The 13,301-nt window shown below is 74.8% G+C and carries 15 protein-coding genes; 8 read left to right on the forward strand and 7 right to left on the reverse strand.

The features are described 5' to 3' along the window. Positions 1-42: 42 nt before the first annotated feature. Together AB0L74_RS08310 and AB0L74_RS08315 are read right to left on the reverse strand one after the other, a co-directional pair. Positions 43-1,359 (reverse strand): zf-HC2 domain-containing protein, encoded by a 1,317-nt coding sequence (locus tag AB0L74_RS08310; protein ID WP_365647225.1) that lies wholly within the window; start codon positions 1,357-1,359, stop codon positions 43-45. Next, positions 1,356-1,940: a sigma-70 family RNA polymerase sigma factor gene (locus AB0L74_RS08315; protein ID WP_365647228.1), complete on the reverse strand. Its 585-nt coding sequence runs from the start codon at positions 1,938-1,940 to the stop codon at positions 1,356-1,358. The genes AB0L74_RS08310 and AB0L74_RS08315 overlap by 4 nt, the downstream gene beginning before the upstream one ends. Positions 1,941-2,412: 472 nt before the next feature. On the opposite strand from AB0L74_RS08315, the gene AB0L74_RS08320 reads away from it, so the two are divergent. The 4 genes from AB0L74_RS08320 (at position 2,413) to AB0L74_RS08335 (ending at position 5,614) form a co-directional block, all read left to right on the forward strand. After that, complete coding sequence (locus tag AB0L74_RS08320; RefSeq protein ID WP_365647231.1) at positions 2,413-2,793, forward strand: STAS domain-containing protein; 381 nt, start codon at positions 2,413-2,415, stop codon at positions 2,791-2,793. A gap of 152 nt (positions 2,794-2,945) precedes the next feature. Continuing rightward, positions 2,946-3,458, forward strand: coding sequence for an EF-hand domain-containing protein (locus tag AB0L74_RS08325; protein ID WP_365647233.1), 513 nt, complete (start codon positions 2,946-2,948; stop codon positions 3,456-3,458). A gap of 501 nt (positions 3,459-3,959) precedes the next feature. Then, entirely contained in the window at positions 3,960-4,451 is a 492-nt protein-coding gene (locus AB0L74_RS08330; protein WP_365647511.1) for an ATP-binding protein, read from the forward strand. Between the two features lie 557 nt (positions 4,452-5,008). Beyond that, the gene (locus AB0L74_RS08335) at positions 5,009-5,614 is read left to right on the forward strand and encodes a GNAT family N-acetyltransferase (RefSeq protein WP_365647236.1); all 606 of its coding nucleotides are present in this window, start codon (positions 5,009-5,011) and stop codon (positions 5,612-5,614) included. A 4-nt stretch (positions 5,615-5,618) separates the two neighbouring features. Here the strand turns inward: AB0L74_RS08335 and AB0L74_RS08340 are convergent, their stop codons facing one another. The 3 genes from AB0L74_RS08340 to AB0L74_RS08350 form a co-directional block, all read right to left on the reverse strand. Then, on the reverse strand, positions 5,619-6,284 hold the full coding sequence (locus AB0L74_RS08340) for a pyridoxal 5'-phosphate synthase (RefSeq protein ID WP_365647239.1): 666 nt from the start codon (positions 6,282-6,284) through the stop codon (positions 5,619-5,621). Positions 6,285-6,330: 46 nt separating this feature from the next. Then, complete coding sequence (locus tag AB0L74_RS08345) at positions 6,331-6,756, reverse strand: pyridoxamine 5'-phosphate oxidase family protein (protein ID WP_365647241.1); 426 nt, start codon at positions 6,754-6,756, stop codon at positions 6,331-6,333. A 166-nt stretch (positions 6,757-6,922) separates the two neighbouring features. Further along, positions 6,923-7,549, reverse strand: a complete 627-nt coding sequence (locus AB0L74_RS08350) for a LysE family translocator (protein WP_365647243.1) — start codon at positions 7,547-7,549, stop codon at positions 6,923-6,925. An 82-nt stretch (positions 7,550-7,631) separates the two neighbouring features. Here AB0L74_RS08350 and AB0L74_RS08355 point away from each other — a divergent pair, with 82 nt between their 5' ends. After that, positions 7,632-8,084, forward strand: coding sequence for an Lrp/AsnC family transcriptional regulator (locus AB0L74_RS08355; protein WP_365647246.1), 453 nt, complete (start codon positions 7,632-7,634; stop codon positions 8,082-8,084). 127 nt (positions 8,085-8,211) lie between these two features. Here AB0L74_RS08355 and AB0L74_RS08360 read toward each other — a convergent pair whose 3' ends face one another. After that, positions 8,212-8,847, reverse strand: coding sequence for a TetR family transcriptional regulator (locus AB0L74_RS08360; protein WP_365647513.1), 636 nt, complete (start codon positions 8,845-8,847; stop codon positions 8,212-8,214). Positions 8,848-8,981: 134 nt separating this feature from the next. Between AB0L74_RS08360 and AB0L74_RS08365 the strand changes: the two genes are divergently transcribed. The 3 genes from AB0L74_RS08365 to AB0L74_RS08375 all read left to right on the forward strand — a co-directional run bounded on the left by AB0L74_RS08365 (position 8,982) and on the right by AB0L74_RS08375 (position 12,976). Beyond that, positions 8,982-9,761, forward strand: coding sequence for a VOC family protein (locus tag AB0L74_RS08365; RefSeq protein ID WP_365647250.1), 780 nt, complete (start codon positions 8,982-8,984; stop codon positions 9,759-9,761). A gap of 222 nt (positions 9,762-9,983) precedes the next feature. Beyond that, on the forward strand, positions 9,984-12,365 hold the full coding sequence (locus AB0L74_RS08370) for a serine/threonine-protein kinase (RefSeq protein ID WP_365647253.1): 2,382 nt from the start codon (positions 9,984-9,986) through the stop codon (positions 12,363-12,365). A gap of 56 nt (positions 12,366-12,421) precedes the next feature. Then, entirely contained in the window at positions 12,422-12,976 is a 555-nt protein-coding gene (locus tag AB0L74_RS08375) for a hypothetical protein (protein WP_365647256.1), read from the forward strand. 80 nt (positions 12,977-13,056) lie between these two features. On the opposite strand, the gene AB0L74_RS08380 is transcribed toward AB0L74_RS08375, so the two are convergent. Then, the gene (locus AB0L74_RS08380) at positions 13,057-13,251 is read right to left on the reverse strand and encodes a hypothetical protein (protein ID WP_365647259.1); all 195 of its coding nucleotides are present in this window, start codon (positions 13,249-13,251) and stop codon (positions 13,057-13,059) included. Between the last annotated feature and the right edge of the window lie 50 nt (positions 13,252-13,301).

The raw sequence follows: 13,301 nt of genomic DNA on the forward strand, positions 1-13,301 counted from the left end.
GGCCTCCGCCCCACGGCCTCCGGCGACCTCCGGCCCCTCCGGTCACATCCGGCTCAGGGACGCCGCCGCGAGCAGGACGTCCCGGATCGCCTGGGGGTCCCCGGACTGGCCGGCGGCGGCGTCCGCCGGCGGAAGGCGCCCCGCCGCCAGGCGGCAGAACTCCACGCCCTCCAGGGCCAGATGGGCCACCTCGTGGCCGGCGGAGCCCACCGCGGCGGGGGAGTCCAGCGGGACCAGCCACTCACCGCCGCCGGGCCCCTCGATCTCCAGCCGCAGGGTGCGGCCTGGTTCACCCGCGGCGACCAGATGCCGGCGCGGACCGGGCGCGGCCGGCCCGCGCCCGCCCCGGCGGCGCGCGGCCACTGCCGCCGGCAGCAGCCGCGCCGCCAGGTCGATCACGCGGTTCAGATGACGCGGGGCGGGCGGGTCGTAGGGGTAGTTCACCGCGTCGGCGATGTCCTCGGCGTGCATCCAGCACGCGAAGGCCCGGTCCAGCATCGCGTCGCGCAGGGGCAGCGCGAAGTCGCCGTATGAGACCGGTGTCCGGTCCCCGCCCTGGTCGGCGCCCCCGCCGGTGAACGACACCGTCCGGACGATGCCGTGGGCCTGCTCCCGCCACGGCTCCCGCACCGAGCGGGTGGGCGGGAAGCGCGTGGTCCGCCAGTACGCCTCCGTCCGGGCCGCCGGGGCCGCGGCCGGCGCCCGGATCTCGCCCAGCGGATCGGGCAGGCCGAGGGCGGTCGCGACCAGCCCGTCGACCGTCAGCAGATGGGCGATGACTCCGGCGACGGTCGTCCGGCGGGTCGCCGTGCCGCCGGACTCGAACCAGCGCAGCCGGACGGGAGCGTGCCACTCGGCGTCCCCGAAGTCCTGGAGCAGGGCGTCCAGCCGAGCGGTCTCGGCGTCGTACGGCTGCGCCCACGCGGGCACCGGGACGCGCGGCGGGCGCCGCTCCAGGCAACCGCCCAGGACCCGGGCGCGCAGCGCCGGGTCCAGGTCGAGGCTCTCCGGGCGCTGGAGCAGCCCCACCGCGTCGCGCAGCCGACCGGCCTCGTCGGCGCAGGCGCCGCAGCCGCGCAGGTGCGCCTCGACCGCGACCGCCTCCCGCGCCGGGCACGCGGCCAGCGCCCAGGCCCCGAGCAGCGACCGCAGCACCCGGTGCTCCAGCGCGGCGGGCGCGGTCGGGACCGGCGGTTCCCGCGGTTCCGGCGGCGGGCCGGCCGGCTCGCCGCCGCCCCGCCCCGGCAGGCGGACCAGGGGGCGGGTGCCGCCCTCCCCGGCCGGCCACCCGCCGGCACGGCCGCCGGGGCGCTGCGGCGCGTCGTCCTCGTACGCCTCGAAGCGTTCCGCCCCGCTCATGCCGCGCCCCCGTACCCGGGCGGTGTCCCGGGGGCGCCGGCCTCCCGGGCGGTGGCGAGCAGCTGGAGGCCCAGGCGCAGGCGGCGGCGGGCCTCGTCCTCGGTGACGCCGAGGTCGGCGGCCGTCCGGCGGTAGTCGCGGCGCTGGAAGTAGGCCAGCTCCAGCGCGGCGCGCAGCGGGACGGGCATCGCCTGGACGATGTAGTCGGCGCGGGCGGCGACCGAGGCGCGGCGCACCCTGCGCTCCAGCTCCTCCGCGCTTCCCGGGCGGCCGCGCGCCGGCGCCGCGGTCTCTGTGGCGCGCAGCCGCCGCACGGCCAGGCGGTGGGTCAGCTCGGCGACCCAGGACCGCAGGGGGCCCTGCCCGGGGTCGTAGGCGTCCGGGTGCTCCCAGACATGGGCGAAGACGTCGCGCGTGATGCCGTCCGCCGCGGCCTCGTCGCCGAGGACGCGGTGGGCCAGGCCGCGCACGAGCGTGGCGAACCGGTCGTAGAGCTCGCCGAGGGCGGCGGCCTCCCCGCGCGCGAGCCGCCGCTGTATCTCGCGGTCCCAGCGAAGCGGCGTGTCCGTGTCCGTCGTCATGCGGCCCCCTCAGCCCCTGCCCGTGTCCGGCGGCCGGACCGCGCGCTCCGCGGCGTTCGGCCCGCGGCCACCGACTCCTCGAATGTAATCCGGACCTCCGACGACGTGCGCCCCTTTGCGGCAATGCGCGCCCCCAGGCGCCCGGAAGGTGATAATGCGCGCCTCCCGAGGGCTCCTTGTGCTCCCCGCGCGTCCCCCAGACCTCCTCAGACCTCCCCAGACCCGGCCCGCATCCGTCCGTCACCCATCCCCTCCCTACGACCAGAATTGATCGAATAAGATCGAAAGAGACTGAAACAAGACTTTGTTGATCGGCGTTCGTTTCCGGCGATGTGTTTGCGGGAACGGCCGGTGGGCAGGCGCGCGCCCAAGAAGCGTAGGTAGTGCTTCCGTTTCGACCGAATCCAGGCCCGGTCGGACCCGGCCCGGACGCTGCCCGGGCGCGATCCGGACGTTCCGGCGAGCGAAAGGCATGGTGGTGACGTTCAATGTGAACGCGGTCGAGCAGGGCGGATGGGCCGTGCTCCAGGTGTCGGGCGAACTGGACCTGGTGACGTCGCCGGTGCTGCGCCAGCGGGTGCACGACGCGGTGGCCGAAGGCCGCCACAGTCTCGTCCTCGACCTCTCCGAGGTCCTGTTCTGCGACTCCAGCGGAGTCGGCGTGCTCGTCGCCGCCCGGCGCCTCATCCGCTCCTGCCAGGGCCGGCTGCGCCTGATCCTGCCGGCCCGGGGCGCGGCCGACGGGTCCCATGTCAACCGCGTCCTCGGCGCGCTGGGCGTGCGCCGGCTGTTCGACGTCCACCCCGACCTCGCCTCGGCGACCGGCGACGAACCGCGCACCCCGGCCGCCTAGTGCCGCGGCACTAGATCTCCGTGCCGTGCCGCACCCGTGTACCGGAATTCCCCCGGTTCCGGTACAACCCTCGCCTTCCGGCGCCGGGGTGGTCCCCGTCGTCGTACGCTCCGACGAGACCCACCCCTCCGACGTAAGGCGGCCTGAAAGAGATGGTCAGCAGCGAGTATGAGCGCAGGATCGCCGCCCGGTTCGCCACCTTCGACCAGGACGGCAACGGGTACATCGACCGTGCGGACTTCAACGGAGCGGCCAAGGCGCTGCTCGCGGAGTTCGGCATGGCGGCCCGGTCCGACAAGGGGCAGGCGCTGTACGGCGGCGCCGAGGCGTTCTGGCAGGGCATGGCGGGCATGGCGGACCGGGACGGCGACCAGCGCGTCACCCGCGAGGAGTTCGTGAGCGGCGCGGTCAAGCGCCTGCGCGACAACCCCGAGCGGTTCGCCGGGATCGCCCGCCCCTTCCTGCGCGCGGCGCTGGACGTCGCCGACGCCGACGGCGACGGCGCGGTCACCGTCGAGGACGCCGCGCGCGTGCTGACGGCACTGGGCGTGCCGCCCGAGACGGCCCGTCCGGTCGCCGCCGCCCTCGACGCGGACGGGGACGGGAAGGTGGGGGAGGCGGACGTGGTCCCGGCCTTCGCCCGCTACTTCACCGTGTCCGAGTAGTCCGGCGCGGGCCCCGCGGACCTCGTGGGGAGGGAGCCGGTCGCGCCCGACAGCGATTACGGAGCGTCATCATCGACTGGACTCTCGTGCGAGACCGGTTACGGCCCGCAGTCGGCGCCGGGCTCCGGTACCTTGGGTGAGATGCGAGTGGCCCCGAGCGCGAACCGTGCCGGTGCCGCCCCCGGGGCGGCACCGGATAGGGCGGCGCGTGCCGTTGTTCGCAGGGCTGGACGGCCTCACGCCGCCGTCTGTTCGACTGCTCGCGACGAGCGTCGCACAGTATGCCCTACGGGTACTCCTTCGCGCTGGAATATGCCCGAAGCGCTTGTTGAGGTGACTGTACGTCAACCATGCTGTCCCACAAGGGGTTCACGTTCCGTGACCCCTGTCGTCCCGGCCGTTGTTCTGGCCATGCAGAAGATGGCCACGATCGTGGCCCTCGTGCGGCGCGAGCCTAAGTGTCCGCCGGTTCGGATGGTGTGAGCGGTGCAGGTGCTTCAAGTGCAGCTGGAGATCCGGCCCGACCCCGCGGAAGTGGGGCGGGCCAGGAAGTGGGCCCGCTCGCGGCTCGCCGTTTCGGGGATACGGGACGACGGGCCACTCGCCGAGACGCTGGTCCTGCTCGTCTCCGAACTTGTCACCAACGCCGTGGTGCACACCGGCCGCCCCGCCGTGCTGCGGCTGTGCCTGCCGGGGGCGCCCACGGACGAGGCGACGGTGCGCCTGGAGGTGGCGGACTCCAGCGACCGGGCGCCCCTGCCGCGGTGTGCGGACGACGACGCGACGGGCGGGCGGGGCCTGGCCCTGGTCGTCGGCCTCGCCGACCGCTGGGGCTGGAGCCGCGAGGGGGGCGGCAAACGCATCTGGTGCGAACTCGACCGCCGCGGCCAGGATCCCGAGCCCGCGCCGGGCCGTGCGGGCGGCACGGCGTACGGCAGGACGGCCGGCGGTGGCGCCTCGCCACTGGACGGACTGGCCTTCGAGGCGGTGTGACGGCACGGAGGCCGTGCCTCCCGCCCACCCGTGCGAGTCCCGGCGGTGCGCCCGGCGCGTGCCCCCGTGCGCGTCCCCGCGCACCGGATGCCGGGGATGAACCGACATGCGGCGGTTGACGGTTGGTGCCCGTTTCCTCACGCTGGTGTGCAGCGATTCGCGGCGAGGGGACGACGAGGGTGTGGTGACGGAAACCCTCGGCGAGTGTGGATCGCGACGCGGCGCCGGTCCTCCCCAGGGCCCTTGCGGGGAGCGGGGAGAGCGCGCCGAAGCCGGATGGCGGCGCGCGATGCCGTGCTCGGGGCGGGCAAGCACCGCGCCGCCGCCGGCCGGGGAATGCGGCAGCCCGCTTCGTCCACAGCCTGTGGACAACGTTCCGTCCGCCCGGCCCGCAATCCGTGGGCTCCGAAAGGGATTCAGCGGCGGTCCCGGGCCGACCCAGGGGCGATCCAGAGACGACTCAGAGACGACTCAGCGGCGACTCAGGGGCGGTTCAGGGGCGACGCCGAGGGGACTCGCAGGGTGACGTCAGGCCCACCCCGTACGGAAATGAGCCGATGGCCCTCACACGTGAACGCTTCCGGTCGTCCCGCCCGGGCCCCGAACTTAACGGCCACGGACTGCGCTTGCGCGCCTGGAACCCCGAGTCCGGCGCCCAGGCCGAGGCGTGGCTGCGCGGCGTGCGGGACCCCGACTTCCGCCGCTGGAACACCCCGCTCCGGCCGGTCGCGGACGTCCACGGCGCACACGAGGCGCTGCGCGCGCGGGCGCTGGACGCGGCGGCCGGCCGCTCCGTCTCCTTCCGGGTCACGGAGGCGGACAGCGGCACGACGCTCGGCCACATCGGCGTCGACCAGATCGACCGGGCCCTCCGGCGCGCCCGCGTCGGCTACTGGGTGCTCCCCGAGGCCCGCGGCCGGGGCGTGGCCACCCGGTCGCTCCTGCTCGCCGCCCGCTGGGCGTTCGGCGTGCTGGGGGTGCACCGCCTGGAGCTGGACCACGCCCTCGGCCACGACGCCTCCTGCCGGATCGCCGAACGCTGCGGCTTCCGCTACGAGGGGACGCTGCGCGGCGCGCTCCCCCAGCCGGAGCGGCACGACGCCTTCCGCGACGCCCATCTGCACGCCCGCCTGGCCACGGACCCCGAACCGGCGGTGCCGTGACCGGTCAGGGCCACCGCAGCCCCCGGCTCCACCCCTCGTCCGCGCGCCGGTAGACGAGACGTACGTGCCGGCGGCGCGGCTCCCCCTGGAAGAACTCCACCTCCTCCGGGCGCAGGCGGTAGAGCGTCCAGGACGCGACCGGCGTGGCCGGTTCCCGCACGGCCCGGTCCCACGCCGCCTCGGACGCCCGCGCCAGCTCCTCCAGCGAGCCCAGCTCCCGGCTCTGCCGTCCGGTGAGGGCGGCGGCCAGGGCGCCGGCCGAGCGGGCGTGCAGATCGGCCTGCGCCTGGTCGGGCGGCGCGACGGCGACCGGGCCGCGCAGGCGCACCTGACGGCCGAGCACGGGCCAGTAGAAGGCGAGCGCGGCGTACGGGCGGGCGGCGAGGTGGCGGCCCTTGCGGCTGCCGGCGTGACCGGCGAAGGACCAGCCCTCCCCGTCCGCGCCGTGCAGCATCACGATCCGCACGTCCGGCAGGCCGTCCGCGTCCGCCGTCGCCAGCGACACGGTGTGCGGCTCGCGCTCCCCGGCCGCCACCGCGTCGGCGAACCACCGTTCGAACAGCGGCAGCGGAGCGGCGGGCGCGGCGGCCGGGTCGAACGGCGGCAGCGCGGTGACCTCGGGGTCCCACACCCGCAGTGACCTGAGCAGCTCGTGCAGATCCGTTCCCATGCCCCGATTCTCGCGCGGCCCCGGCCGGCTCACGCGCGGGGCCGGATCACACCGAGCCCAGGTCGGTCGAGACCCACCGCTCGGGCCGCATGTGCACCACGACCTGCTCGCCGTGGTTCTTCCAGGCGAAGTCGACGTACTCGTCGACCTTCCCGGCCGGCAGATAGCGGGACGAGATCTCCCGCAGCCGCTCCAGGGTGGCGGGGACGGTCCGGACCACGGGTCCCTCGACCGACACGTACCGGATGGTGGGCTCCACCCGGTCGACCATCAGGGAGAACCGGCCCGCCGCCTGGATCAGCTCGTTCTTGCGGGAGTCGAGCCCGGTCATGATCCACACATCGCCGCCGGGCTCGTACTGGTACCAGATCGGCACGGTCAGCGGGGCGCGGCCGGCTCCCGCGTCGACCGCGAGCGCGGCGATGTGCGGCTCGGCCAGGAACTGTTCACGCTCTTCGCGGGTCAGGGCCATCGCGGTCTCCTCCGGGGGGATCGGCGTCTGTCCGATGTCACCACAACACCGGCCGCACCGCGCGGTGTTCCCCTCCCGCCCCGCTCTTTCCCTCCCCTTCCCATCCCCTCCTTCCCATCCCCTCCCTCCCTTTCCTTCTCTCCCGCCCCCTTTCCCCGCCCCGCCGCTACAGCGTCATCAGCCGCTGCATCAGCAGGAACGCGCCGATGCCCAGCATCGCGGCGCCCGAGGTGCGGGTGACCGCGCGGGCCGCGGCCGGCCGGGTCCCCAGGACGGCACGGGCCGCGAGCCCGACCGTCAGATAGACGGCGGCGCAGCACGCCATGTGCAGCAGGCCCAGGACCGCGGTCTGCGCCGGCACCGCCAGACGGGCGCCGTCGGTGACGAGGAACTGCGGCAGGACGGAGAGGTAGAGCAGCAGGCCCTTGGGGTTCAGGCCGCTGATCGTGGCGCCCCGCAGGAAGACCCGCGCGCGGCTCGCCGGCCCGGCGGACTCCTGTGCCGCCGCCGGGGCCGCGGGCCTGCGCAGCACGCCCCACCCCAGCCACACCAGATAGGCCGCGCCCGCCACCGTCAGCGCCGTCAGCAGGGCCGGTTCCCCGGCCACCAGGACCGCGAGCCCGGCCGCCGCCAGCAGGGTGTGCAGGGCGTATCCGGTGACCAGGCCGCCCACGGCCCAGGTCACCGACCGCTCGCGCAGCCCGGCGGAGATGGCGTACGCCCAGTCCGCGCCCGGCACGCACACCAGCAGGAAGTCCAGGGTGAGGAAGGAGATCAGCGTTCCGGTGTCCATGGTGGGGAGATTAGGCCGGTATGACTCGAAAGTGTTCCCGAAGTTTGCTCGTGAAGGCCCGTTTCGGGGGAAGATCTGCCTCATGGACGATGTGGACCGGAAGATTCTTGCTGAGCTCCAGCAGGACGGGCGGCTGACCGTGACCGAGCTGGCCGCGCGGGTGCGGCTGAGTGTCTCGCCGTGCCACCGGCGGCTGCGTGAGCTGGAGCGGTCGGGGGCGATCAGCGGCTACCGGGCGGTGGTGGAGCCCGCCGCCGTCGGCCTGGGCTTCGAGGCGCTGGTCTTCGTGTCGATGCGGCAGGAGGACCGTGACACGGTCGACGGGTTCGAGCGGGCCGTCGGTGAGGTGGCGGAAGTGGTGGAGGCCCAGCGGCTGTTCGGGGAGCCGGACTACCTGCTGCGGGTCGTCGCCGCCGACCTCGCCGCCTACCAGCGGCTCTACGACGAGCGCCTGGCCACCTTGCCGGGGGTGCAGCGGCTGAATTCGACGCTGGTGATGAAGCACGTGGTGAAGGACCGCCCGCTCCCCGCGTGACGCGAACCCCCCGCGGGAGACGCGAGGGCGCGCGCAACGCGACAGGCGGCGGTCCACCGAGGTGGACCGCCGCCTGCCAGACAGGACTTGGGGTGCGGATGCGGGCGCCCGGGGTGCGGGCCCCGCGCTACTTCGCCGGCTTCCTCCCGGTCACGCCCAGGTGGACCAGCAGCGCCAGGTTGGGCTTCAGCTCGGCCTGCTTCACGCCCCAGGAGGAGACGCCCTTCTGGTGCGAGGCCACGGCGGCGAGCATCGCGACCAGCGCGCCCGCGATGGCCGCCGGGTTCACGTCCTTGTCGACCCGGCCCTTGGACTGCAACTCGGCGACGGCGCCGGCCAGCGAGCTGTTCACCGAGTTGAGGATCTTCATGCGGAGCTTGTTGAAGCGCTTGTCGCCCTCGGCGGCGCCGAGATCGACCACCCGCAGGATCGCGTCGTTCTTGCGCCAGAAGTCCAGGAACCCGTCGACCAGTTCCTGCGCGGTCTGCCAGCCCGACTTGCCGGCCCAGGAGCGGCCCTCCACCAGGCCCGCCAACCCGGCGCCCCGGGAGGCCATTTGCTCGGCGATCTCCAGGACCGCTCCCTCGACGTCGGGGAAGTACTGGTAGAAGGTCGCCGGCGACGTCCCCGCCTTGCGGGCGACGTCGATGACTTTGACATCGCGGTAGGGCGAGGAGCTGAGCATGTCGCTGAGGCAGTCGAGCAGCTTCTGCCGGGTCGCCTGCCCACGCCGGCCGGCCACGCGGCCGTCGACGGTACGCACTTGTCCTGTCATGCCGTCAGCTTACCGAGGGGGCTTGTGGGCGCTATTCGGCCGACTGCAAATGGGGTGCGGGCCCATGAAGGGGCTGCTGTGCCTGGTCTGCGCGGTGCGCGCGACGCGGTTACTTTGGCGGCATGGCCGAAAACAGGGCATCCCGTGACAGCGCCCCCCGGGCCGCGGAGGGCGCTGTCACGGAGGGCGTCCCGTGCTGGGTGGACGCGCAGCTCCCCGACGTCGAGGCGGGCAAACGGTTCTACGGCGAGCTCTTCGGGTGGACCTTCGGGGACCGCGCGGACCCGGACGGCGGCGGCCGGGCGCCCGGATCGCCGGTGTGGGCCCGGCTGGGCGGGGCACCCGTGGCCGGGCTCGCGCGGAAGCGGGACGGCCGGCTGCCCACCGTGTGGACGGTGTACTTCGCGACCCCCGACGCCGAGGCGCTGGCCGGGCGGATCGAGCGGGCCGGCGGGCAGGTCGTGAGCGCCCCCCTGCCGGTCGGCGACCTGGGCACCGCCGCCCTGGCCGCCGATCCGCAGGGCGCCGTCTTCGGCCTGTGGCAGCCCGCCGGGCACCCCGGCTTCGGACGGCGGCACGAGCCGGGCACCTTCACCTGGGCCGAGCTGTACACGACCGACACCGAGGCCGCCAACGCCTTCTACGGCGGCCTCTTCCACGACGCCCTCTTCGGCCCGGACGCCGAACCCGACTTCGGCCGCGCCCTCGTCTCCGCCGTCTTCCCCGCCGAGATGCCGCCCCACTTCCTCGTCCACTTCCGCGTGATGGACTGCGCGGCGGCCCTCGGCGCGGTCATCCGGCTCGGGGGCCGGGTGCGGGTACCGCCGTTCACGACGTCGTACGGGCGGGTGGCCGTGGTCGGCGACGATCAGGGGGCGTCGTTCGCGCTGCTGGAGCGCTGAACGGCCGGCGGCGGTGCCGGGCGGCCGCCGCAACGCGCCCTCCCCGTGTGGCATATATCCCTATAGGGTGCTGGACATCCCTTTCCTCACCGGGTTCGCCACCGGCGGCCCGGACAGGAAGAATCAGGGTGCGTGCCGCCACGGCGGTGCGGTGGTGAGACGCTGCACTTCGGCCGCGTTACATATGTGGTGGCGCGGCTCGTACGGGGAGGTGGCAGGCAAGTGGTGGATCAGCTGACGCAGCACGATCCGCGGCGGATCGGGCCGTTCGAGGTGCTGGGACGGCTGGGGGCCGGCGGCATGGGGCTGGTCTATCTGGCGCGTTCGGCGTCCGGCCGGCGGGTGGCGATCAAGACGGTCCGGACGGAGCTCGCCGAGGACCAGCTGTTCCGGGTCCGCTTCACCCGTGAGGTGGAGGCGGCCCGCGCGGTCTCCGGCTTCTACACGGCGGCCGTGGTCGACGCCGATCCCCGCGCGGCCGTGCCGTGGCTGGCCACCGCCTACGTGCCCGCGCCCTCCCTCGAGGAGATAGTGAACGAGTGCGGCCCGCTCCCGGCGCAGGCGGTGCGCTGGCTGGCGGCGGGCGTCGCCGAGGCGCTCCAGTCGATCCACGGCGCCGGGCTCGTCCACCGCGACCTGAAGCCGTCCAACGTCCTCGTCGTCGAGGACGGCCCCCGGGTGATCGACTTCGGTATCGCCTCCGGCGTGTCGAACACCCGTCTGACGATGACGAACGTCGCCGTCGGCACCCCCGCCTACATGTCGCCCGAGCAGGCGAAGGACTCCCGCAGCGTCACCGGCGCCAGCGATGTGTTCTCCCTCGGCTCCACCCTGGTCTTCGCCGCCACCGGGCACGCCCCCTTCCACGGCGCCAACCCGGTGGAGACGGTGTTCATGCTGCTGCGCGAGGGGCCCGACCTGGACGGGCTCCCCGACGAGCTGCGCCCGCTGATCGAGTCCTGTATGCAGATGGAGCCGGCGGCCCGCCCCACCCCCGCCGACCTCCAGGCCCAGCTCGCGCCGCACCTGTTCGGTTCCGGCACCGACGACAGCGGTACGGCGTCGGCGTGGCTGCCCGAGCGGGCCGTCAGCCTGATCGAGGCCCGCCGCAACGGCCGCCCGGCCACCCAGGGCGGCGCTCGCAACAACGCGGGAGCGGTCCCGCGCCCCTCCGTCCCGCCGCCGCCGTCCCACGACCCGGTGATCCCGGGGCCCGCCGCGCCCGCGCCGCCGCCGGTGCCGCAGCCCACCGGGTCCCCGGGCACCGGGCCGGTCCGGCTGGCCGGCGCGCCGGTGCCGATCGGCCCCGGCCCGCGCGTCGCCGACATGCGCGCCACCACCGTCAGGGCGCCCGCCCCGGAGTCCGCGCTGGCCGCGTCCTGGAGCAAGCCCCGCCCCGGCGTCAACGGCGCCGACCCCGCCGTCCCCGCCGCGCCGCCCGCCCCGGCGGCGCCCCCCGAGGCGGCCGCGGCGACCGGCTGGCGCCCCTGGCGCTTCCGCATGTCCAACGACGTCTGGGGCACGCCCTCCGTCGCCGGCGACCTGGTCTACGTCACCTCCTTCGAGGTGCACGCCCTGGACGTGGCGACCGGCCGCCGCCGCTTCAAGACGCGGGACGTGGCCTGGTCGATGGCGGTCGCGGACGGCCGTATCCACGCCTCCGACGGCCCGACCCTCTTCGCCCTGGACGCCCGTACGGGCACCGACCTGTGGCGCCTGTCCACGGACGCCTGGGTGTACTCCCTGAAGGCGGACCGGGGCGCGGTCGTCACCGGCACGCGCGGCGGCGGCGTGCAGGCGTGGGAGGCGTCGACCGGCCGCAAGCTGTGGGAGATCACCGGCTGCCAGAGCGACTTCGAGTCGCCGGAGGCCGGACCGGCCGTCCACGACGGCACGGTGTACGTGTGGCAGAACGGCCGCCTGCGCGCCCTGGACGCCCGCGGCGGCGAGGAGCGCTGGTCGTACCCGGTCGGCGACGCCGCCTCCTGCGGCGGCGTGCCGGTCCGTCTCACGGCGGCCCCGGACGGCCGCGTGTACGTCTCCGCGGGCACCCGCGTCCTCGCCCTGGACGTGGCCAGCGGGCGCCTGGCGTGGCACTTCGAGGCCCCGGCGGTCTTCCTCTCCCCGCCCGCCTTCGTCCCCGGGCCGGCCGTCACCGGCGGCGGCCTCTACCTGGCCGACTACCTGGGCACGGTCTACGCCCTGGACGCCGCCGACGGCCGCGACCGCTGGCGCATCGCCACCGAGGCCCGGGCGTCCGTCGAACCGGTGCTGGTCACCGCCGGCCACGTCCACGTCGGCAGCGGCAAGGGCCTGTACACCCTGGACGCGGTCACCGGCACGCCCAAGTGGCGCTTCCAGGCGGGCGGCGACATCGTGGGCGCCCCCGCGGTCGCCGAGGGCCGGATCCACTTCGGCTCCACCGACCACCTCCTCTACACCCTGAAGGCCGACGACGGCCGGCTGCGCTGGAAGCTGGCGACGGGCGGCGAGATCACCGGCTCCCCGGTGGTGCGGGACGGCATCGTGTACGCGTGCAGCAAGGACCGCTGCGTGTACGCGCTGGACGCGGAGAAGGGCACGGGGACGGCGCGCACGGCCTGACCCGGCCGTGGCCCTGCCATGACATGTCAGTGACAGAAGATCGCTACCGTGGCGGCATGAACAGGCGCGGGCGAGCACTCAGGTTCACGGCGGTGTCGGCCCTGGCGGCCCTGGCGCTGACCGGCTTCTCCACGGGGCGCGGGCACGGCGGCGGCCACGGGGGCGAGGGCGGGGGAGGCGGCGGTTGCAGCAGCTCAGGCCAGGACCACGACGGTTCGTCCTCCTCGTCGGGCGGCGGCGGCTCGTACCGGGACTACGACGATGACGGCCACGACTACGACTACGGCGGCGCGACCGGAGGCAGCGGGACCAGCGGCAGCGGCGGCTCCGGCCGGTCGCAGCTCCGTGACGCCGAGGCGGAACTGGTGACCTGCGCGACCGAGGCCAGGCCCCACGCCGTCGTGAAGGTCACCAACCCGAACACGCGCGGGGGCACCTTCCGCGTGCGCGTGGACTTCACGGACGACGAGACCCACAGCGCCCTCGACTCCGCCCACCAGGACGTCAGGCTGGGCGCCGCGGAGTCCCGGACGGTCGAGGTGCCCTTCCACGGCTCCGCGGCCGCGCTCGACCACTGCGAGGTCGTCCCCGGCGCCGCTCCCGCGCCCTGACGGGCCCCGGACACGCCACGGCCGCGGCGGCACCCCCTCCGCGCCGCCGCGGCCGATCCCCGCTGGGATGAGGTCTGGGTCTACCTGCCGTCCCGGGTCAGGTCCAGGGCGGGCGGGGCGGGCATGTTGTTGTCCATCGTCGTGATGGCGTCCACCTTGGCCGGCCCACTGGGCATGTTGTTGTCGAGCGGGGCCGCGATCTCGTCCGACGCCGCAGGGGTGGGCATGTTGTTGTCCAGCGGTGTGGCGGTCGCGTCCGTCTTCTGGTCGCTCATGGGCTAGCTCCTCTGTGTGGTACGAGTGAGGAACGCCCGCCCGGAAACTC

This window comes from Streptomyces sp. NPDC052020 (genome assembly GCF_040680575.1).
Lineage (GTDB): Bacteria > Actinomycetota > Actinomycetes > Streptomycetales > Streptomycetaceae > Streptomyces.